The organism is Emticicia sp. GW821-FHT11C11, assembly GCF_058808615.1.
In genome coordinates this window covers 2,281,912-2,303,579 of sequence record NZ_JBXARV010000001.1, presented here as the reverse complement: position 1 = coordinate 2,303,579, position 21,668 = coordinate 2,281,912, and the positions used below count along the sequence as shown (strand labels likewise).

Below are 21,668 nucleotides of genomic sequence, written 5' to 3'. Positions count from 1 at the left end.
GAACAGAGGGGAGTTGCTCCTCTCTGTTCTATTGGTAAATCTCTTTTCTGGCAGATAGCAGCGTATTATGCATAAGAGCAGCTACTGTCATTAATCCTACGCCACCCGGTACAGGTGTAATATAACTACTTTTCGGAGCTACTTCATCAAACTTCACATCTCCTTTCAAGGCAAACCCACTTTTTTTAGTTGTATCTACTACCCGTGTAAGACCCACATCAATTACTACTGCCCCCTCTTTTACCATATCTGCAGTAATAAATTCCGGCTTCCCGAGTGCGGCAATCAGAATATCTGCCTGACGGGTTATTTCCGCCAGATTCCGGGTACGGCTATGCACCAATGAAACCGTACAGTTACCAGGATACGCGTTTCTTTGCATCAGAATACTCATGGGCAACCCTACAATCTGGCTTCTGCCTACTACTACGCAATGCTTGCCATCAGTTTCTATATTGTATCTTTTAATCAGCTCCAGCACACCAAACGGTGTAGCAGAAATGTAGGCAGGTAAGCCTTTGGCCATTCTTCCGATGTTGATCGGATGAAACCCGTCTACGTCTTTTCTTGGGTCAATCGATTCTATTACTTTTTCTACATTTATTTGTGGTGGCAATGGTAATTGAACTATAAAGCCATCAATGTCTTCATCCTCGTTCAATTGTTTAATAACCTCCAGCAATTCTTCTTCAGTTAGGCTATCGTCTCTTCTGATAAGCGTCGACTTAAATCCTATTTCTTCGCAAGACCTGATTTTACTGGCCACGTAGGTTTCGCTAGAGCCATTGCTGCCAACTAATATCGCCGCCAGATGCGGTGTTTTACCGCCTTCTGCCTTCAATTTTTCAACTTCTTCTTTTAATTCTAATTTTACCTGAGCCGAAATTAATTTCCCGTCTATGAGATTCATCGAACTGATTTTTAATGAGAGTGCAAAGGTCTGTTAAATACAACAAATTCAAAAATTAATAATTAAAAATCTGAACTTCCTATACCTTCTGCCCTTTGTTAATATATCTGATCACTTGCTCCATGTCAAATTCATCTTCTCCACTCAGAGTCAGCACATCTTTCAGGTCGGCAGACGGCTTTCCGAATCTATGAAACGAGCTCCAGATGTGGTCAATGAACCATGTCGGCTCATATCCCCAGCGTGTATCCATCGATTTCCGAATCAGAAAAGTTCTTTTCGATACTTTCACGAATAGTTTTTTATCGAAAAGCCGGTTGATAGATTCACTGTAAAACGCAAATAATCCTTCGGCTATTACTACATCAAATTTTTCACTGAATTGTATAAGCACTTCTTCAAACAATTGGAAATCAATTGAGTGCGGCGATTCCCAGTCTGTCCGGTTCTTTATTTTCGGAATCTGTGTTTCAGGAAAAACGAAATCATCCTGATGGAAAATGATCGCTTTTTTTCCATTTTTTCTGAAATAACTTACTAAAAGATTAGCCAATGTACTTTTGCCTGAGCGGCTTATCCCCCCTATTCCAATAAGCATGAGTCTCTATGATTATTTCGTAAAAATGTAAATTTCAGGTAAAAGAAAGAAAAAAATAAATAAAATTTTATTTTTGAATTAAATTCAAACCAACCCTAGAACTAATACCAATGAATAGAAACAAACTTTCCTATTATGCCAGCTATGTAGCCATTGCCTGCGGCCTATTAATTATTTCACTCCGCTTTTTTAGTCCCAAAGTGACCAATTCAAATATGGTGATGGGCCTCATTTTCATAACAGTAGGCATGATAGGTCTCAGAAGGTTCAGGCAATAATACTCCACCAATAAATCATCAACATTATGCGTAGATATATGCTTTCCCGAATCCTGCTGTTTATCATTAGTATTCTATGGTCGGATGTTCTTATGGCGCAGAACCTGATTTATCTGAAACCTGCCCGTGTTTTTGATGGAGAAAAGATTCATGAAAACTACGGTGTGCTTATCAGAAACAATCAAATAGAACAGGTGGGTCTGCAGACAGAAATTGAAAAAGACCTTGCTAAAAACACCAGGGTGATTGAGCTCAAAAACTGTACACTTTTACCGGGCTTGATAGAAGGGCACACGCATTTATTTCTTCACCCCTATAACGAAACACCGTGGGACGACCAGGTCTTGAAAGAACCGCGTTCGTACCGGACAGCCAGAGCCGTAACACACGCTGAAAAAACATTGAAGGCGGGTTTTACAACTGCAAGAGATCTGGGAACTGAGGGCGCTGAATTTGATGATGTGGGCTTAAAGAGAGCTATCAATGAAAACATAATTCCCGGACCGAGATTACTGATTGCTACCAAAGCGCTTGTAGCAACAGGGAGTTATGCACCGAAGGGTTTTGCTTCAGATATTAGTGTGCCGCAAGGGGCAGAAGAAGCGGACGGCCATGATGATCTGATAAAAAAAGTGAGAAACCAGATTGGCAAAGGAGCCGACTTAATAAAAATCTATGCAGATTACCGCTGGGGGCTCAGAGGTGAGGCAGCACCGACGTTCACACTTGACGAGATTAAACTGATTGTTGCTACCGCAAAGAGTGCAGGCAGACCAACTGTGGCGCATGCATCAACACCGGAAGGAATGCTTCGGGCTATTCATGGCGGGGTAGAGACCATTGAACATGGTGATAACGGAACGCCTGAAATATGGAAACTGATGGCCGAAAAAAATGTATACTTATGCCCTACTCTGGCAGCCGGTGACGCCATATTACAATACCGTGGCTGGAAAAAGGGAATTGAGCCTGACCCCGAAAGAATTCAAAAGAAAAAAGAAGCATTTAAGGAAATACTGAAATCAGGCGTGAAAATATGCATGGGAGGTGATGTAGGAGTTTTTGCCCATGGAGATAATGCCCGGGAAATAGAAATGCTGGTGGAGTATGGCATGCAACCTATGGATGCTTTAAAATCAGCAACAAGTATTAATGCCGATGCTTTTCATATTGAAAAACAGGTAGGAAGAATCAGAACCGGTTTGCTTGCTGATATTCTGGTGGTAGAAGGTGACCCGACAAAGAACATCAAACATCTGCGCAATATTAAACTCGTGATGAAAGACGGACAGATCATTGATAAGTAATACCTACCGAAGCCTGATAATTGCTATACCCGAGTGCTTTTTGATCCGGGTCAGATAATCTGTCAGCGGCTCTGTTGAAATCATTACTTTTTTCAACTCCTGCGATGCATGCAACAAATGGATTCTTCCATTTTTACGAATTGCAAAGCCCTCATGGTTAAAGTCAAGACCTGCAATAGTTGAAGTAATGGCTATGATATCTCCGTCCTCAATCTCGCTTTCAATTTTTTTGACATTCGTTTTCGGTATATAATAGAAGTCAAAATCATTCAGCTGCATTTCAACTTTTTCAATAGCAGCAAAAGTTTCATTATTTTGAAGGTGAGGGTACAATTCGCGGTGTTGGGTCATAAAATTTATACTTTTGTCAGACGCCACCCCACCCATTGATTCTGTTACGTCTTCTGCAATTTTATTCTCTTCTGCTCTTACGGCCCATTCCTTAAAGTAATGAAGCCTCGAATCATACCCATTTATCTCTCCATCTCTATATCTCAGTTTCTTCAGATACATCAAAAAAACTGAAAAATCAGGTATAGGCGAATGCCTTGTAATAGCAAGTGCCGTAACGGTCTCAACGAAAGTCCAGCAATCAAAGTCTTTCAGATTACACACCAACTGTTCTTTAGCCGGGGCATCGAGTGTACCGCCTTTGTAAGGTTGGCCTATAAATGATTTGGCTATAGTAAGAGCGGTTTGCGCTGTGGTTTCACTTTTGGGAAGAGCCATTTTTCGTTTGAATACAGCTTCGTCATCACTTTGCGCCCATACCAGCATCGGTAAGGCAAACAAAAGAAGGCTCAAACAATATTTAAAAGGAGGATTCATGGCTTAAGTAATTATTCTTGTACAAAGATAGCTTAAAACTGTTGTCAGCTATTCATTATTTCTTCTATTTCATCAATTTCTATAGGAACACCCGCCATCAGATCAATATTGCCGTCATCGGTAATCAGGATATCGTTTTCCAGCCTGATACCCAGTTTTTCTTCCGGTATGTAAATGCCGGGTTCACAGGTAAAAATCATTCCGGGTTTAAAAACCTCATATCTATTGCCAACATCGTGCACATCAAGCCCCAGATGGTGAGAAATACCATGCGGAAAATACTTTCTGTATAATGGCGCATCCGGGTCTTGTTGCTCTACTGCAACTATTTCCAGCAAACCTAAACTAATCAGTTCAGTTTCTACCACTTTGCCTACGTCTTTGCGTAGTTTGTCCATCGTATTACCACTTACAATCATACTCCGCGCTGCTTTCATGATACGAAGCACCGATTGATAGACCTGCCTTTGCCGTGGAGTAAACCGGCCGTTTACAGGCAGGCAACGGGTTATATCAGCATTATAATTTGCATACTCGGCACCAAAATCAAGTAAAACCAACTCATTGTTTTCACACAGATGGTTGTTGGTAACATAATGCAGCACACAGGCACTGGCGCCCGAAGCAATAATAGGATGAAAAGCATGGCCACGTGAACGGTTCATTAAAAACTCATGAGTCAGTTCGGCCTCCAGTTCAAACTCATAAACACCCGGTTTCAGATAACGGGCCATGCGTTTCAAGCCTTTCGCCGACACTTCTATAGCCTTCTTTATCAGGCTTATTTCTATCGGCCGTTTAACCACCCGCAGCTGATGCATAAGAGGTGCAAGGCGTTCCATGCGGTGTAGCGGAAATTGCAATTTAAAGTCAGCAATGAATTTTCTCTCTTTGCTCTGAAACTTCCAATCGGCACCATCGTGCTCGTTCAGGTTCAGATATACCTGCTCTGCCTCAAAAATAAGCTTGCGCAGCACCGATTCAAAACTGTTCACCCATACAACTTTCCTGATTCCGGATATGTCAGTAGCTTGTGGCTTGCTGAGTTTCTCACCTTCCCATATCTTTATATGCTCGCTGGTTTCGCGCAGCAACAATATCTCTCTAAAATTCTCGTCAGGGAAATCCGGAAACAAAATCAGGATACTTTCTTCCTGATCAATACCTGTCAGATAAAAAAAATCGTTATTCTGTCTGAAACCTAATGTTCCGTCAGCATTGCTGGGTATAACCTCGTTCGATAAAACGATTGTCATCGATTTGGGTTTTAGCAAAGAGGTAAGCCGCTTGCGGTTATCCGAAAAAAGAGTGGAATCAATAGTTTCGTAACGCATAAAATGAACTGATTATAGGTAGTTTTAACGATAAAATTCAGTATCTCGATATTTTCGATTAAATTTATGTTCAGATTTAATCAGACTGACGGCTGTTTATTAAAATAGTTGAATCCGTGAAAACCGGATTTTGGGAACCGGGTTATAAAATTATGAATTATTGCATTGGTATGGCAAGGTTAGGGCAAATTTTCCTCTTCGTATTACTTTCTCTTCAGGGATATTCACAGCAAAAGTACTGGGTTCTGTTTACTGATAAAGAACCGGGTGAGCAAGCCGCTGTGTCTGAAAAATGCAGAGAAAACAGAAGGGCATTAAATATCCCCGAGCATCAGTTTACAGATATTCCGGTTAGCAAAAAATACATCGGGGTCTTAAAAGAACACGATATTGCTCCTATTAATCAATCAAAATGGCTTAACGGTATTTCCGCCTATTTGGTATCATCTCAAATCCGGTTCGTTAAAGACCTGCCGTTTGTTCAGGAGGTAATCCCTATAGGCAATGAGTTATATCCGGTTAAACTCAACCCTGATAACGCGCAAGACGATTTACGGGTTGACTACGTAATGAAACAGATTGGTATAGATGGTTTTCTGCAAGCCGGAATGAATGGTGAGGGTATTACCATTGGGGTGATTGACGCCGGTTATTATGGGGTTAGTGATTCTCCTGCCTTAGGACATTTATTAAACGAGAAGCGTATATTGGGTATAAGAGATTATATAAATCCGGGTAAGACCAATCATTTCAATGAAAGAGAAACAGGATCGGATTTTCATGGAACAGAAGTGCTGACCGCTATTACGGGCAAAACCCATGACAATAAAATACAATTTGGTCTGGCTACGCAGGCAAAGTTTTATCTGGCCAGAACAGATACCGGCGGAAGGGAGTTCAGAGGAGAAGAAGACAACTGGGTTTCGGCAATGGAATGGATGGATAGCCTGGGGGTGCGCCTGATTAACACCTCTCTGGGTTATGCCAAGGGGTTCTCGAACCCCAAAGAAGATTACAAGCCTCAGCAAATGAATGGTAACACCACTACCATTGCCAAAGCAGCCAAAATTGCTACAGAAGAAAAGGGGCTTATTCTTGTGGTTTCAGCAGGTAATGAAGGCGCCGACCGCGACTGGCGCATCATTTCTACACCAGCAGATGTAGAAGGAGTAATTGCTGTAGGAGCTACCAACGAAATCGGCCTGAAAATGGGCTACAGCAGCATTGGCCCGGATTTTCTCGATTACCTCAAACCCAATGTTTCCTGTTTTTCTTTGTATGGCACTTCGCTGGCAGCACCGGTAATAACCGGCTTTGTAGCTTGTATGCTACAGGCTAACCCCAAACTATCGAACCGGGAGATTAAAAGTTTCCTCGAGAAATCTTCAAGCCTTTACCCATTCGGCAATAATTTTATAGGTTATGGCGTGCCCAATGCCTCAAAAGCTCTGGATCTGATTCTGAACCCTAACCGGAAACCATCCGAACTCAGAAACAACACACGCACGTTGTCGGTACCCGAGGGCGACAAGCAAGTAGAAATCATTGTAAAACAAGGTGAAACGGTTGCTATTTTTCATAAAAGAACGCCGTTTCTTGTGGTAGCACAAGAGGCACACAAAGCCAAGAATGACTTCATAACACTAAAACGCAATAATCAGATTAAACACACAACCGTAATAACTAAGGAAGAGATTATTGAGGTAGTCTGGCTCTGAGCATCTCTTTTATAAAAAACTCCAGAAAGCCCTCCACATGCTGGCATCTATTATAAAAATGAAAAGAATGTAGATAATCAGAAAAGCCGGGAGTGCAATCAGATAAGGCTTATATATCTTTTTATTGAATCGTTCATATATCATTAATCCGATAATAATTGCCAGCCCGAATAAAGGTGAAGGCAAACCCAATCTTCCTAACGATGGATTAATAAACGGCAACACTGAAATGACAATGAATCTGACATGGTAAGCTGTATTCTTTGCATAAACCATAGCAGCTATATAAAACGACAGAAAAAATAGCAGGTCTCCTATCCCAATCAGTATAGCGTTTTCATTTTGCAGAGATATTCTCAACAATAAGATCATTGAAACTGCCACCAGTGCCACCAGAAAATAAGATAGCTTTCCGATAAGCCTATGCAGAGCCAATTGCTTCTTTCGTATCAGTATTGGCTGTGTAATTAATGTAGCAAACCAGAGTATTACCACAATGGCATGAAAATGAACCAGGCCTGTAACCGACTGGAATGTAGGGAACAAATGAAAGTAGCTTTTAAAGAATCCTGCAAAGGCCATCAGTAAGATAGCCACGAAAAAATAAGAGGTGTTTCGGTAGAGTTTTTCCATGTTGATTATTAAAATAATAGTCAAACATAGGCATTAGCAATTGGTCGATTTTGGTATAAAAACGACATCATTATTCTAAATTCAGAATTTTTTCCGGCGATCGCGCATATTGCGCCAGTAATGTGTTGGGCGTAACCCCGGCAAATTCCTTGAAATCTTTAAACAGATGATGAAAATCGGTGTAACCGAATCGGATAGCAACCGAAAGCCAGTCGGTTTGCGGGTGAGCCTCTTTATATAAAAAGGCCTTGTGAAACCGGACAATACGGCTGAACAATTTCGGACCAATACCCATGCGCTCAGTAAATTTTCTTTGGAACTGTCTGGGGCTCAGACAAGCCTGGTTGCTGAGCCAGTCTAAAGAAAAACCGATTGGATTCACCAGAATCGTTTCTCCGGCTTTATCAACCGGTTGCAAATAGGTCTTTAAAAGTTTGGTTTTAGATAGCAGGTATTTTTCAACAGTAGCTATCATGGCCGGGTAGTCTTTGGTCTCTGCAAGTTGCTCGTTTACTAATTGAATCTCCCGGTTAACAACACTTTCTGCATCAGTCTTGATATCAGTAAAATTGCTTAAGGGGATACTCAGCAGTCGGTATAAACCACCTATTCTGAAAATTACACGTATCATCATATATTCTTCTGCAGGCATAATAAAATTGATACGGGAAACCTGCTGCCCGAAAATAGCATTGCGTGGTTCTTTTTTGATAATGCCCGTACTATAATTAACAGAAGTAACCAACCCTTTAGGAAAAAACTCCAGCCCATGTTCTGGCAAAGGTGGAAATGCCTTCACCATAAGCTCACTGCCCGCCTCATATTGAAAATGCAGAAGCAAATATTCCTTTACATATTCCTGTAATGCCGGTTGAGGTTTAATTCTCTGGTAAATCATGCAGGATAGAGGGTTCAAAGTTGGTCTGCCGCACAAACCATTAGAAATGAAGTGTTTGCATAGCCAAGATACTTACTCGAATCCTTATTTCATCTATTTATAAACATTTTTTATCTTTAGTTGATGACGTTCTATTATACGTCTCTATCATTCTGAATTTTGTCTCATAAAAACTAAAAAGAATGAAATTTTGATTTATCTTTAAATTCAAAATTTTTATTCATGAACCGACGGACAGTTATACGCGACCTTACCTTAGCCTTAGGTGGTCTTACCGCTGTTCCTGCCTGGGCAAACGGCTGGAATACTGAATCGCTTGTGCGGCCCACTGGCTTTTTAAAGACTGACGAGCAGCAGATACTTACTCTTGTGGCTGAAACCATTCTTCCCGAATCTAATACTAAAGGAGCCATATCTTTGGGTATTCCGGCCTTTCTGGAAAAAATGTTAAAAGATTGTTATGAAGCCGCCGTGTCGGAAAACGTAAAAAGCGGCCTGAAAGCAACCGATACTACTGCTCAAAACCAATACGGCAAATCGTTTGCCGATTGTGATACTGCACAGAAACAGCAAATTTTACTGGCTTTTGAAAAAAGTGGAGATACCCGGCTAAAGGATTTTTACACACTTATAAAAAATCTGACCATACTCGGCTTCACCACCTCAGAATACGTACAGACTCAATTTCTGAACTATAACATGGCGCCGGGGCATTACTACGGTTGCGTACCTGTAAAAAAATAAGCGATTCAAACTACCAAAAAATGGCGAATCTGGCAATTGATATAAAGAAACAGAATACCTACGATGCCATCGTAATCGGTTCGGGAATCAGCGGTGGTTGGGCTGCAAAAGAACTATGCGAAAAAGGCTTGAAAACCATTGTGCTTGAACGCGGCCGGGATATTAAACATATTCAGGACTACCCCACAGCCATGAAAAATCCCTGGGACTTTGAACATCGCGGGCAGGTTCCGCTCAGTGTCAGGAGTGAATATCCTAAGAGCAGAGCCGCGTTTCTGAGAGAAGAGACTCTCCCCTTTGCCATGAAAGACGGTGTACATCCGTTTGTAGAGGAAAAACCTTTTACATGGGTAAGAGGGTATCATGTCGGCGGTAAATCATTGATGTGGGCCCGGCAAACCCAACGCTGGAGCGACCTTGATTTTGAAGGGCCACAACGTGATGGTTTTGCTGTAGACTGGCCGATTCGCTACAAAGATCTGGCGCCCTGGTATAGCCACGTAGAAAAATTTGCAGGGATATCAGGTAACAAAGACGGTCTGCCGGAATTACCCGACGGAGAGTTTCTTACACCCATAGAACTCAATTGTGTTGAACAACACTTAAAGAAAGTTTTAGTTAAAGAGTATGACAATAAACGCCACGTGGTTCAGGGGCGATGCGCACACGTCACTGATCCGCAACCTGTGCATTACGAACAGGGCAGAGCCAAGTGCCAGCACCGTAATCTTTGCAGCAGAGGCTGCCCCTATGGGGGATATTTCAGCAGTAATGCTTCTACCCTACCTTGGGCGGCCCGTACAGGAAATCTAACCCTGCGGCCATTCTCAACAGTTCATTCCATTATCTTTGATGAAAAACTGAACAAAGCCAGTGGCGTGAGGGTAGTTGACACCAACACCAAAGAAATGATAGAGTATTATGCCCGCATCATTTTTGTAAACGGTTCGGCATTAAACTCTAATCTGGTTCTGCTGAATTCAACTTCTAATAGATTCCCGAACGGCATTGGCAATGACAATGGTCTGTTGGGTAAATTCATCTCATGGCACAACTACCGGGGAAAAATATCAGCCGAATATGACGGATTTCCGGATAAAACCACTGATGGCAAGAATCCAAGCAATGGTTATGTGCCTAGATTCAGAAACTTGTATACACAGGAAACCGATTTTTTACGGGGCTACGCAGCAGGTGTTGGTGCAGGCAGAGGTTCATACTCAAGTCGCGAGGGTATTGGTGAAGATTTGAAAAACAATTTGTTGTATCCTAAAATGAACGATAATTGGGGTGTAAGCTCATGGATGATGGGTGAATGTGTACCCATCGAGAAAAACCATGTAAGGCTTCATGAAACGCTCAAAGACCCTTACGGTGTGCCGCAACTGGTTACGTCCGCCGAGTGGACAGACAATGATGCAAAGATGGTGAAAGATTATCTGGAGCAGTTTACAGAAATGTTTACCAAAGCAGGTTTCAAAAACATAAAGGGGGTAGATACGCTGTCGAATCCCGGGTCTGATATCCACGAAATGGGTGGGGTAAGAATGGGTCTTGACCCTAAAACGTCAATGCTCAATAAGTGGAATGCTCTGCACCATTGTAAAAATGTATTTGTAACAGACGGCGCCTGCATGACTTCTACCGGAACGCAAAACCCGTCTCTGACTTACATGGCATTAACAGCCCGCGCGGCTAATTATGCAGTAAGCGAAATGAAAAAGAAAAATCTTTAAACTCAAAATAATTAACCGGGGTCTCAATGACCTTTTCACTATGAAAAAACTCATATTCTACACTTTACTAAGTTTGATATTCATTCAGGGAGCAAACGCGCAAAAGAAAAAATTGGTGTACACAGCCCCGATAGGTTTACAGACTTACACCTATCGTAACGTGATGCCCAAGGATGTTCCGGGTACGCTTGATCTCATTAAAGCTCTGGGAATTACCGAAATTGAAGGCGGTGGCGCCAAGGGTTATACATTAGAAGAATTCAAAAAAATGTGCGATGACCGCGGCATCCAAATACCATCGACAGGTGCGGGTTATGACGAACTTCGTAAACCAGAAGAGATTGTAAAAAGAGCTAAAGCACTTGGTTCAAAATATGTAATGTGTGCCTGGATACCTCATAAAGGAGATAATTTCACTATTGAAGACGCTAAAAAAGCAGTAGAAGATTTCAACTACGCTGGTAAAGTATTGAAAGAAAATGGTATCACTTTTTGTTATCATGACCACGGCTACGAGTTCAGACCTTATGAAGATGGAACACTGATGGATTACATCATCAAGAACACGAATCCGGAATACGTATCTTTTGAGATGGATGTTCTCTGGACTACCCACGGTGGTGGCGACCCGGTAGCCTTGTTGAAAAAATATGGCAACCGTTGGAAACTGATGCATGTAAAAGATTTGAAAAAAGGAATTAAAGGAGATTTTTCAGGCCATACACCTGCTGAAAACGATGTAGTATTAGGAACAGGACAGGCAGACTGGGTGAACATTTTTAAAGAAGCCAAGAAAGCAGGCATCAAACATTTCTTCATTGAAGACGAAAGCAACAACGAGCTTATCAATGTACCCAAAAGCATTGCGTTTTTAAGAGGCTTAACTGAGTAAAAAAATACCGACTTGAGTCGGTACTACTAATAAAAGACCTTTGTTTATATAGCCAGTGATTTCAATCACTGACAGTAAATAGAATTATAGCAAAAGAGGAGAAACCAACCGGTTTCTCCTCTTTACTTTTATCAATCTATTATCATTTTTTCAACCAATCCAATATATAGTCGGCATCTTCTTTCCAGGCTGGTTGGCCTAGCACATAGTGGTTTCTGCCTTTAAATTCTTTGTAGTCTAACACCGAACCCGATTCTTTATAAGCTTTATAGTTACGGTTATTCAAATGCGCAGGAATAATGGTATCCAGATCACCAGAGGTTATCAGAAGTGGTGCATGAGGTTTGGCAAAATCAACTTTGGCAGCACTGGTTAAACCACCTCTGGCCACAGTTTTAGACTCAGGAATTGTATTTTTTTCATAGGCTTCTCTTTGCGCTTCCAATGGCATGGTGTTTACGAAGGCATACTGCCAGTCTTCAAACGACATGAGGTATGTTTTTTTCAATGATGTAAACAGCCCCAATGCTTTCCAACCTGCTTTCAGAAACGAAAACTCATAAGGAAATACGCCCAACGGTGGCACCGGGTGAATGGCAATACCGGCAGCGGCCAGATCACGGTTTACAAGAATCTGAGTAATTAACCCACCTAGTGAGTGACCAATAATAATTGGTTTTTCAGAGTACTGACTTACTATTTTAGCGTAGTGTTCTACCAATTCATCTAAAGTTAAAGCAGCTAAATCGGTGTCGTTGGGTTGTCTGTTTCTCAGGTCGGCTGCGGTTGGCGCATCTTTGTAAGGCCATGCCGGAGCCACGGTGTTATAACCTTTACTTTCAAAGTAGCGTTGCCATTCTTCCCATGAAGAATTGTGTACGAAAGCGCCTGTAATAAATACGATGTTTTTGGTGGTGATATTTTTCATTGTAGTAAAATTTTATGGTTTAAATTTCTTGTCGTTGTAATCGTTAATGATTATGATACAAATGTCATACATCGGCATGACAATAATTTTAACCTAAGTTAAAATCGAACAAAACCTCAAAATTTTTTTTGACTACTCTATTTACCTACAATGCGTTTTCTGATACGGCTTAATGAAGGCCCCTGAATACCGAGATAAGAAGAAATCTGATAGAGAGGTATAGAATTGAAAATATCCGGGTGGTCTTCCAGTAATTGTAAATATCGTTTTTCCGGCGTCTGAAACAGAAAACTCTCGGTGCGGTTCATGGAAACATTAAAGGCTAATTCAGCAATGAGCCTCCCGAAATGTTCCCACTTGTGAGATGTCCGGTACAATTTATTCAGGTCGTCAATATGGATATACAGAATTCTTGAATCGACCATCGACTGCGTATAGTAATTGCAGGGAGTTTGAGTAATAAAGCTCTTAAATGAAACCACCACCTGATTCTTCGAAAAAAAGAATACATTCTTCTCTTCACCTGAGTTATCATCTACATAATAAGTTCTGAAAACTCCGTCTATAATAAAGCCCAGATACTTACATACATTCCTGTACTCATTATAGTATTCACCCTTCTTATAATTACGCTGCTGCCAGTATGGGGCTGAAAGTTTGAAATCGTCTTCGTCGATTTGGGCTAAGGTACTAAATGCGTGAGCAAGTATTTCAAGATCGGTAGACATAAAATTGATAGATTCTCAGGTTTATCAAAGCTACTTCTAACTTGCTTATATAACAAGTTTTTGCTAAAACTTCCTTTGAATCAGGCTGCTACTCCTTATTTTTAAAATGGGTAATGGCTTTTCCATCAAAACGACGCACCCCATCTAATGCGCCAAACCAGATACTTCCATCATGAGCTTCTAAAATTCCGAAAATCATTCCTTTATTCTCTTCATATTCTGAAGTTATTTTGGTTACAATTGGCTTTTGATTCGACAAAGACTTTGCGTCATAACGGGAAAGCTCCCACCTTCCGGTGTAACCATTTTGAGCACTTGTCCAGATATTTCCATTTTTATCTTCGTAGATAAACCCAACAAAATCCGTTGTAAAATTGGTGAATTTGCTGCCGTCATAGCGCCAGAGTCCATCTCTCCCGCCAAGCCAGACATTTCCCTTTTTGTCTTCGATTATCGAACGAACATTTGTAAAAGTTTCACCATTATTGGTAATAACGGTAAATTTTTTTCCATCATAAACGTAGGCGTTGCCTCTTGTACCAAACCAGAATTTCCCTGTTTTGTCTTCAATAATAGCATTCACATCATTATCGTTATTATCGGTATTGGGCAAGCCACCATTAGGTTTATAATTTCGAAAGGATACTCCATCGTAGCGGCTTGCTCCACCCTCAGTACCAAACCAGATATTACCGGTTTTATCTTCATAACTATAAGGAACCCTATCATTGGCAAGCCCATCCTTGGTTGTAAAATTCCGAAAGGATTTCCCATCATAATAATAAACACCAGACCCGATAGAAGTGAACCAGAAACTTCCTTTTCTATCTTCTATAACAGAAAAAAATCGGGCTGAACTTACTTTATTGATAACATTGGTAAACGATTGTCCATCATACCGATAAACACCATCAAATGCCGCAAACCAGATGTTGCCCTTACTGTCTTGCTTGATAGTACGATTGATAGTGCCTGGTACATTGGAAGTGAGTACCACTCTTGTTTCGACTTTGTTATTACCTATTAGCAGGTCTGATTTGTATTGTGCTTCGCATAAAGTGCAGGATACAAACATCAACAAAGCATAGATGTATATAAGTTTTGCCATTTTTCTTTTTGTTTTAATGGAACTCGACAAATCTAGAAGTTTTTGCTCTGCGCTTCATTAAAGGACTAGTAAAAAAAGGTTAATGAAATGTTAAAGTTTTTGGAACAACTTCTAAGATGAATGTCGGACTTACTGGGGTTTGACGGCAATAAAAAAACCTCTCTGCATAAAACAGAGAGGTTCGCATATAATTTGAAATAAACAATCAATTCCGGTTACCCTACACTTCCTTCCAGTGAAATCTCGAGCAATTTCTGTGCTTCTACGGCAAATTCCATTGGTAATTGGTTCAATACTTCTTTCACGTATCCGTTTACAATCAAAGCTACTGCTTTCTCAGTAGGAATACCCCTCTGGTTACAATAGAACAATTGGTCTTCACCAATTTTTGAAGTAGTGGCTTCATGTTCTACCGACGCAGTAGAGTTATTTACTTCAATATACGGAAAAGTGTGCGCACCGCATCTGTCGCCCAACAGTAATGAATCACATTGAGAGAAATTGCGGGCATTATGTGCTCTTCTCGAAATATCAACCAGTCCTCTGTATGAATTCTGACTCTTACCTCCTGAAATACCTTTTGACACTATGCGGCTTTTGGTATTTTTACCAATATGAATCATCTTGGTTCCGGTATCGGCCTGCTGCATATTGTTGGTAACTGCTACAGAATAGAACTCTCCGATAGAGTTATCACCACGCAAAATAACCGAAGGGTATTTCCAGGTAATGGCAGACCCTGTTTCAACCTGAGTCCATGATATTTTAGAACCTTCGCCAAAACACAATCCGCGTTTAGTCACAAAGTTATAGATTCCTCCTTTCCCTTCCTTATCGCCCGGATACCAGTTTTGTACAGTTGAGTATTTTACTTCACTGTTTTTGTGAGCATAAATTTCAACAACTGCTGCATGCAACTGGTTTTCGTCACGCTGTGGGGCAGTACAGCCCTCCAGATAACTTACATAAGCGCCTTCTTCGGCTACAATCAATGTACGTTCAAACTGACCCGTTCCGGCTGCATTGATACGGAAATAAGTAGATAATTCCATAGGGCAACGAACACCCTTCGGAATATAACAGAAAGACCCGTCAGAAAATACAGCTGCGTTTAGTGCAGAATAAAAATTATCCTTCACCGGAACAACCGAGCCTAAGTATTTTTTCACCAGATCAGGGTGCTCCTGAATAGCTTCTGACATAGAGCAAAAGATAATTCCAAGTTTCTTCAGGTCTGCTTTAAAAGTAGTAGCTACAGAAACGGAGTCAATTACGGCATCTACAGCAACACCCGACAAAGGTTTTTGAGCCACACCTGATAAACGCTCCTGCTCTTTCAACGAAATACCCAGGCGCTCAAATGTACGACGCAACTCGGGGTCAATCTCGTCAAGGCTATTGATTACCTTCTTTTGTATAGGGGCAGAATAGTATTTAATACTCTGAAAATCAATAGGCGGATATTTAACATTGGGCCATTTGGGCTCAGTCATGTTTAACCACGTTCTGAACGCACTCAAGCGCCACTCCAGCATCCACTCAGGCTCGTTTTTCTTTTCCGAAATCAAACGCACTACATTTTCGCCTAATCCTGCCGGAACTTCATCTGCCTCAATGTCTGTGTAAAATCCGTATTTATATTCAGAGGTTGTTAGTTCTTCTAATAATTCTAAGTCCTTACTCATGCATTTTTGCTTTATACTCTGTTAATTAAACACCTGCCAAGCAATATTTGTTCGCAAATTTAGGCTTAATACCAATAGGATATGCGAATTTGTCAAATTATTATCAATCGTTGGCATCAATCGATTTATTTAGTCGCTTGAAATGTGGCAACAAACTGATAATTTACACCATTCAACGACATCGTTGTCTTTCCGGTAAAGGTATTATCGGTCAATTCAACAATTTCAAAAACTGTATCTTTTACCTCTGTTCCAAGATACACAATTCTATCAATCTTAAACTTGGTTTCATTTTCAACTAAACTCCAGTTAGCAGTAAGGATAAGGTCCGGATCACCCGCATTACATTTGGTGGCACCTTCTTTTAGCTCATAAGTTCCGTTCGGATAAAAAATAAGAATGTTATCTGTAATACAAGTCTGCTGCGAAGTAACCAGATCAACTTTAAATCCTTGCGGGTTAGTCGCTTCTGCTTTGGTGTTCTTCCATGATTTTGACGACGTGCCGGCCATTAACTCAGTTTTCGACTTTAATACCACAGGTTTGTCTTTACATGAAACCAAAGTTAGAACGGCGAAAGTCAGGAGAATCAAGGTTTTGTTAAATTTCATGGGTTTTTGCATTAATTTATGGATCTCAATTATTTATTAATTTACTGCTATTTAGTAACTCCACAATTCTTTTCCCGGTTTGGGCTGAAGCGCCGGTGCTTCCTAATATTTGTCTGATATACTTATAATCAGCCAATTGTTCACTCCGTTTAGGAAGATCACTCAGTATTTCTTTAATCTCTGCAGCTATGTTATCCGGTGTCAGTTCATCCTGAAGCAATTCTTTTACTGCTTCTTTGCCGGCAATCAGATTCACCAGAGATATAAAAGGAACTCTTATAAGCGCACTCGCAATACGATACGACAACCAGCTTGTTCTATAACACACTACCTGGGGTACATTAAATAGGGCTGTCTCTAAGGTGGCAGTACCGGAGGTAACCATAGCTGCCTGCGCATGGCTTAGTAAATCATACGCCTGGTCTGTCACCATGCTCACTTCATCGCTCAGAAACTTTTCATAAAACTCTTTCGACAGATTCCCTACCCCAGCTATAACGAACTGATAACCGGGAAATTGCTTTTTGGCAGCTACCATCAGTTCAAGCATTTTTTCAACTTCCTGTTTCCGGCTACCGGGCAGCAAGGCTATGATTTTCTTATTGGTCAGATGGTTATGCTCCAGAAAATCGGGGTCTGGCTGAAAGTCTGCAATGGCATCAAACAAAGGATTCCCGACAAACTCAACCTCGTAATCATACTTTTTAAAGAAATCAACCTCAAACGGAAAAATCACAAACAGCTTGTCGATATTCTCTTTTAGTTGCAAGGCTCTACTCTGGTTCCATGCCCACACCTTGGGCGAAATATAGTAAAACAGTTTATAACCTTTAGGCTTTGCCCATTTGGCAATACGCATATTAAAACCGGCATAATCTATCAGTATAACGGCATCGGGTTTAAACTCCTCAATCTGTTTTTTGCATAAGCCCAAAAAGCCAAGTATTTTAGGCAGATTGGCCAATACTTCTGCAAAACCCATAAAAGCCAGGTCTTTATAGTGCATCAATACATCGGCTCCGGCATCCTGCATATAATTGCCACCCCAACCTTTTATTTCGGCCTCTTTATCTGTTTGCTTAATGGCTTTTATCAGATTAGACCCGTGCAAATCTCCCGAGCGTTCTCCTGCTATGATAAAGTATTTCATACATTCTTAAACAAAGTTGACAATAAGCACGGTTCAAATACACTTAATCGCCAAAGTACTCGACGTAATGGTTCGGGGTTTCAATCAGTTTCACACAATGCAGTGTACTGCTGTATTTGTCTTTGATAACCGGCGCCAGAATTTTCCATATTTCTACGGCAAAAACCTCAGTACTAGGAAACTTCCCTTTTAGAAATGGTACATCTTCGTTCAAAAAAGTATGGTCCACTTTATCTATTATTTCGGCTTTCATCAACCGGCTCAATTCTTTTAAATCCATCACAAATCCTGTATCAGGATCAATCTCACCTTTCACGGTCACAATCAGTTCCCAATTATGCCCGTGTATATTAGAACACAAACCAAAAACCTCTCTGTTTTTTTCCTCCGGCCACTGTGCATTCCACAATCGGTGGGCTGCATTGAATCTCTCACGCCTGGTTATATAAATCATGATAATCTGTTGTTTTCGTTGACAGCTTCTGAATGATGATACCCCCACTCAAAAGTTCACAAAAATACCATCAAAAAAGCATTTATTAATTGTGCTGTAGATGTTTATAGACTACATTCTTTAAAAAGTGCAATTTAATCAAAGTTAAGTCTATGGATTCACGTTTGAGAATGTACTAATTTTGCAGACTTACAACACTATTGAAAGTTCTATGATAATTGTTACTGGTGCCGCTGGTTTTATTGGAAGCTGTTTGATACAACGCTTAAATCAAGATGGCTTTAATTTTATCATTGCGGTTGACGACTTTTCTAACCCGCTGAAAATGAAGAATTTAGCGGACAAGAAAATTCAGGAATTTGTGCACCGTGACGTATTCTTTGAATGGTTAGACAAAAATCAGGCTGAAATTGAGTTTTGTTTTCATATAGGTGCACGTACAGATACCACAGAGTTTGACCAGGAAGTTTTTAATACTCTGAACCTTAATTACTCGAAGCAGATATGGAAAAAGTGCCATCTGTATCAGATTCCGCTCATTTATGCTTCATCGGCTGCTACTTACGGAAATGGCGAATTGGGCTATGACGATAATGAACTGCTGATTCCGCAACTAAAACCGCTGAACCCTTACGGTGAGTCGAAAAATGACTTTGACAAATGGGCTCTCACGCAAAAAGATTCGCCTTTCTTCTGGGCAGGTCTGAAGTTCTTCAATGTATTTGGTCCGAACGAATACCACAAGGGCAGAATGGCCTCGGTTATTTTCCATGCCTACAATCAGATTCAGTCTACCGGGCAAATGAGGTTATTCAAGTCGCACCGGGCTGACTTCAAAGATGGTGAGCAAATGCGCGACTTCATTTATGTCAAAGATCTGATAGATGTACTTATCTACCTGATGCATTCAAGGCGTAATTCGGGCATTTATAATCTGGGTACAGGTAAAGCACGTACTTTTCTTGATCTGGCCAAGGCTACCTTTGCAGCTCTGAATCTGGAACCGAAGATTGATTTTGTAGATACACCGGTTGATATACGCGATAAGTATCAGTATTTTACACAAGCCAATATGAGCAAACTGCGCCTGATCGGATTCAAAAAACCATTTACTTCGTTGGAAGACTCGGTGAACGATTACGTGAGCAACTATCTGGCTGGAGATAATTATCTTTAAAATCTTCATTTTGTCCTCCTTTTCTTACTATTTTTGCAATTAATTGTTTTGTAGACAAATTTTTCAGGTAACCCCCGGCGTTATTTGTCACAATACAAGCACAGACACACTGTAAACCAATAGGTGCTGTCTCCCATACTCGGAACCGAACAGTAAATGAAAAATATTCGCAATTTCTGCATCATTGCACACATTGACCACGGCAAAAGCACACTGGCCGACCGCCTGCTTCAAGCTACCAATACTATATCAGACCGTGAAATGCAAGCGCAGGTGCTTGACGACATGGACCTGGAGAGAGAAAGAGGTATTACCATTAAAAGCCACGCCATTCAGATGAATTATACATTTGAGGGCGAACAATATACACTAAATCTGATTGACACTCCCGGCCACGTAGATTTCAGCTACGAAGTTTCCCGCTCTATTGCTGCCTGCGAAGGTGCCCTTCTGGTGGTTGATGCCTCGCAGGGAATTGAAGCCCAGACCATCAGTAACCTGTTTCTGGCCTTAGAGCATGACCTGGAGATTATCCCTGTTCTGAATAAAATTGACCTGCCCGGCGCCATGCCCGAGGAAGTGAAAGACCAGATTGTGGATCTGATCGGTTGCGAAAGAGACACGATTATTCCGGCCAGTGCCAAAGAAGGCATCGGTATCACCGAAATTCTGGCGGCTATTATTCACCGTATCAAAGCACCTAAAGGTAACCCTAAAGCTGAATTGCAGGCATTGATTTTTGACTCAACATTCAATTCCTATCGAGGTATTGAGGTAATTTTCCGGGTAAAAAACGGCCGTATCAGCAAAGGAGACAAAGTTAAGTTTGTAGCTACTGGCAAAGAATACATAGCTGATGAAGTTGGCATTCTGAAATTGCAGAAAGAACCCCGCGACTACGTAGACTGCGGCGATGTAGGATATATCATTTCGGGTATCAAAGTTGCCAAAGAGGTAAAAGTGGGCGATACCATTACTCATTCAGAGAATCCGACCAAAGAAGCCATCAAAGGTTTTGAAGAGGTAAAGCCGATGGTATTCGCCGGCATTTATCCGGTTGATACATCTGAGTTTGAGGAGTTGAGAGAGGCCATGGAAAAACTGCAGCTAAACGATGCCGCTTTGATATGGGAACCTGAGACCTCCGCCGCCCTCGGTTTTGGTTTCAGATGTGGGTTCCTTGGTATGCTTCACATGGAAATTGTGCAGGAACGCCTGGAACGTGAATTTGACATGACAGTATTGACTACCGTTCCTTCGGTGCGTTTCATTGTTATTAATAAAAAAGGTGAGATACAGGAGGTTTCGGCACCGTCTGAAATGCCTGATCCTAATTACATAGACTCGATTGAAGAGCCATTTATTAATGCACAGATTATTACTGCTGCCGAATACGTGGGGCCGATCATGGGGCTTTGTATGGAAAAAAGAGGTATTCTGAAAAATCAGGTTTACCTGACAGCCACCCGTGTTGAGCTTACTTTTGAAATGCCACTTTCTGAAGTTGTATTTGATTTCTTCGATAAATTAAAAACCATATCGAGAGGTTACGCCTCACTTGATTACCACCTGATAGGCTACCGTGAGTCAAATCTGGTAAAACTTGATATACTGCTGAATGCAGAACCTGTAGATGCGCTTTCGGCCATTGTACACCGTGACAAAGCGTATGACTGGGGTAAGAAATTATGCGAAAAGCTACGGGAGTTATTACCCCGCCAGCAGTTTGAAATTGCCATACAGGCCGCAATCGGTGCAAAAATTATTGCCCGCGAAACCGTAAAGGCTCTACGGAAAGACGTAATTGCCAAGTGTTATGGTGGTGATATTTCACGTAAGCGTAAGCTATTGGAGAAACAGAAGAAAGGTAAGAAGAGAATGCGCCAGATTGGTACAGTAGAGGTGCCTCAGGAAGCATTTATGGCTGTTTTGAAGATCAGCTAACAATAAA

General features: G+C 41.1%; 21 protein-coding genes. 8 read left to right on the top strand and 13 right to left on the bottom strand.

Annotation, left to right across the window (positions count from 1 at the left end; all coding sequences use genetic code 11):
* Positions 1 to 28: 28 nt before the first annotated feature.
* Together AC1RRY_RS09875 and AC1RRY_RS09870 are read right to left on the bottom strand one after the other, a co-directional pair.
* Positions 29 to 910, bottom strand: coding sequence for a bifunctional 5,10-methylenetetrahydrofolate dehydrogenase/5,10-methenyltetrahydrofolate cyclohydrolase (locus tag AC1RRY_RS09875; protein WP_492815942.1), 882 nt, complete (start codon positions 908 to 910; stop codon positions 29 to 31).
* A gap of 79 nt (positions 911 to 989) precedes the next feature.
* Positions 990 to 1,508, bottom strand: a complete 519-nt coding sequence (locus AC1RRY_RS09870; protein ID WP_492815944.1) for a uridine kinase family protein — start codon at positions 1,506 to 1,508, stop codon at positions 990 to 992.
* A gap of 110 nt (positions 1,509 to 1,618) precedes the next feature.
* Here AC1RRY_RS09870 and AC1RRY_RS09865 point away from each other — a divergent pair, with 110 nt between their 5' ends.
* Together AC1RRY_RS09865 and AC1RRY_RS09860 are read left to right on the top strand one after the other, a co-directional pair.
* Entirely contained in the window at positions 1,619 to 1,786 is a 168-nt protein-coding gene (locus tag AC1RRY_RS09865) for a hypothetical protein (RefSeq protein ID WP_492815946.1), read from the top strand.
* A gap of 26 nt (positions 1,787 to 1,812) precedes the next feature.
* Positions 1,813 to 3,093 carry a metal-dependent hydrolase family protein gene (locus AC1RRY_RS09860; RefSeq protein WP_492815948.1) on the top strand — a complete coding sequence of 427 codons (1,281 nt, stop codon included), beginning with the start codon at positions 1,813 to 1,815 and terminating at the stop codon, positions 3,091 to 3,093.
* Positions 3,094 to 3,096: 3 nt separating this feature from the next.
* On the opposite strand, the gene AC1RRY_RS09855 is transcribed toward AC1RRY_RS09860, so the two are convergent.
* Together AC1RRY_RS09855 and AC1RRY_RS09850 are read right to left on the bottom strand one after the other, a co-directional pair.
* Entirely contained in the window at positions 3,097 to 3,921 is an 825-nt protein-coding gene (locus AC1RRY_RS09855; protein WP_492815950.1) for an N-acetylmuramoyl-L-alanine amidase-like domain-containing protein, read from the bottom strand.
* A gap of 44 nt (positions 3,922 to 3,965) precedes the next feature.
* Positions 3,966 to 5,255 (bottom strand): aminopeptidase P family protein, encoded by a 1,290-nt coding sequence (locus AC1RRY_RS09850; protein ID WP_492815952.1) that lies wholly within the window; start codon positions 5,253 to 5,255, stop codon positions 3,966 to 3,968.
* A 152-nt stretch (positions 5,256 to 5,407) separates the two neighbouring features.
* On the opposite strand from AC1RRY_RS09850, the gene AC1RRY_RS09845 reads away from it, so the two are divergent.
* Entirely contained in the window at positions 5,408 to 6,973 is a 1,566-nt protein-coding gene (locus tag AC1RRY_RS09845; protein WP_492815954.1) for a S8 family serine peptidase, read from the top strand.
* 9 nt (positions 6,974 to 6,982) lie between these two features.
* Here the strand turns inward: AC1RRY_RS09845 and AC1RRY_RS09840 are convergent, their stop codons facing one another.
* Both AC1RRY_RS09840 and AC1RRY_RS09835 read right to left on the bottom strand, forming a co-directional pair.
* A complete protein-coding gene (locus AC1RRY_RS09840; RefSeq protein ID WP_492815956.1) occupies positions 6,983 to 7,606 on the bottom strand; it encodes a hypothetical protein in 624 nt (207 codons plus the stop codon).
* 70 nt (positions 7,607 to 7,676) lie between these two features.
* A complete protein-coding gene (locus AC1RRY_RS09835; RefSeq protein ID WP_492815958.1) occupies positions 7,677 to 8,504 on the bottom strand; it encodes a helix-turn-helix domain-containing protein in 828 nt (275 codons plus the stop codon).
* Between the two features lie 222 nt (positions 8,505 to 8,726).
* On the opposite strand from AC1RRY_RS09835, the gene AC1RRY_RS09830 reads away from it, so the two are divergent.
* The 3 genes from AC1RRY_RS09830 to AC1RRY_RS09820 are packed head-to-tail and all read left to right on the top strand — an operon-like array spanning position 8,727 to position 11,876.
* A complete protein-coding gene (locus AC1RRY_RS09830; protein WP_492815959.1) occupies positions 8,727 to 9,248 on the top strand; it encodes a gluconate 2-dehydrogenase subunit 3 family protein in 522 nt (173 codons plus the stop codon).
* A gap of 20 nt (positions 9,249 to 9,268) precedes the next feature.
* Entirely contained in the window at positions 9,269 to 10,984 is a 1,716-nt protein-coding gene (locus AC1RRY_RS09825; protein ID WP_492815961.1) for a GMC oxidoreductase, read from the top strand.
* A gap of 40 nt (positions 10,985 to 11,024) precedes the next feature.
* Positions 11,025 to 11,876: a sugar phosphate isomerase/epimerase family protein gene (locus AC1RRY_RS09820; RefSeq protein ID WP_492815963.1), complete on the top strand. Its 852-nt coding sequence runs from the start codon at positions 11,025 to 11,027 to the stop codon at positions 11,874 to 11,876.
* A gap of 142 nt (positions 11,877 to 12,018) precedes the next feature.
* Here the strand turns inward: AC1RRY_RS09820 and AC1RRY_RS09815 are convergent, their stop codons facing one another.
* From AC1RRY_RS09815 to AC1RRY_RS09785, 7 genes are all read right to left on the bottom strand, one after another.
* Complete coding sequence (locus AC1RRY_RS09815; RefSeq protein ID WP_492815965.1) at positions 12,019 to 12,804, bottom strand: alpha/beta hydrolase; 786 nt, start codon at positions 12,802 to 12,804, stop codon at positions 12,019 to 12,021.
* Between the two features lie 137 nt (positions 12,805 to 12,941).
* Entirely contained in the window at positions 12,942 to 13,532 is a 591-nt protein-coding gene (locus tag AC1RRY_RS09810; RefSeq protein WP_492815967.1) for a Crp/Fnr family transcriptional regulator, read from the bottom strand.
* 88 nt (positions 13,533 to 13,620) lie between these two features.
* On the bottom strand, positions 13,621 to 14,640 hold the full coding sequence (locus AC1RRY_RS09805; RefSeq protein ID WP_492815969.1) for a ligand-binding sensor domain-containing protein: 1,020 nt from the start codon (positions 14,638 to 14,640) through the stop codon (positions 13,621 to 13,623).
* Between the two features lie 215 nt (positions 14,641 to 14,855).
* The gene (sufB, locus tag AC1RRY_RS09800; protein WP_492815971.1) at positions 14,856 to 16,325 is read right to left on the bottom strand and encodes a Fe-S cluster assembly protein SufB; all 1,470 of its coding nucleotides are present in this window, start codon (positions 16,323 to 16,325) and stop codon (positions 14,856 to 14,858) included.
* A gap of 125 nt (positions 16,326 to 16,450) precedes the next feature.
* Complete coding sequence (locus AC1RRY_RS09795; protein ID WP_492815973.1) at positions 16,451 to 16,936, bottom strand: hypothetical protein; 486 nt, start codon at positions 16,934 to 16,936, stop codon at positions 16,451 to 16,453.
* A gap of 25 nt (positions 16,937 to 16,961) precedes the next feature.
* The gene (lpxB, locus tag AC1RRY_RS09790; RefSeq protein ID WP_492815975.1) at positions 16,962 to 18,086 is read right to left on the bottom strand and encodes a lipid-A-disaccharide synthase; all 1,125 of its coding nucleotides are present in this window, start codon (positions 18,084 to 18,086) and stop codon (positions 16,962 to 16,964) included.
* 43 nt (positions 18,087 to 18,129) lie between these two features.
* The gene (locus AC1RRY_RS09785; RefSeq protein WP_492815977.1) at positions 18,130 to 18,540 is read right to left on the bottom strand and encodes a 6-pyruvoyl trahydropterin synthase family protein; all 411 of its coding nucleotides are present in this window, start codon (positions 18,538 to 18,540) and stop codon (positions 18,130 to 18,132) included.
* Positions 18,541 to 18,751: 211 nt separating this feature from the next.
* Here AC1RRY_RS09785 and rfaD point away from each other — a divergent pair, with 211 nt between their 5' ends.
* Positions 18,752 to 19,717, top strand: coding sequence for an ADP-glyceromanno-heptose 6-epimerase (gene rfaD / locus AC1RRY_RS09780; protein ID WP_492815979.1), 966 nt, complete (start codon positions 18,752 to 18,754; stop codon positions 19,715 to 19,717).
* A gap of 156 nt (positions 19,718 to 19,873) precedes the next feature.
* Positions 19,874 to 21,661, top strand: a complete 1,788-nt coding sequence (lepA, locus tag AC1RRY_RS09775) for a translation elongation factor 4 (RefSeq protein WP_492815981.1) — start codon at positions 19,874 to 19,876, stop codon at positions 21,659 to 21,661.
* Positions 21,662 to 21,668: the final 7 nt, after the last annotated feature.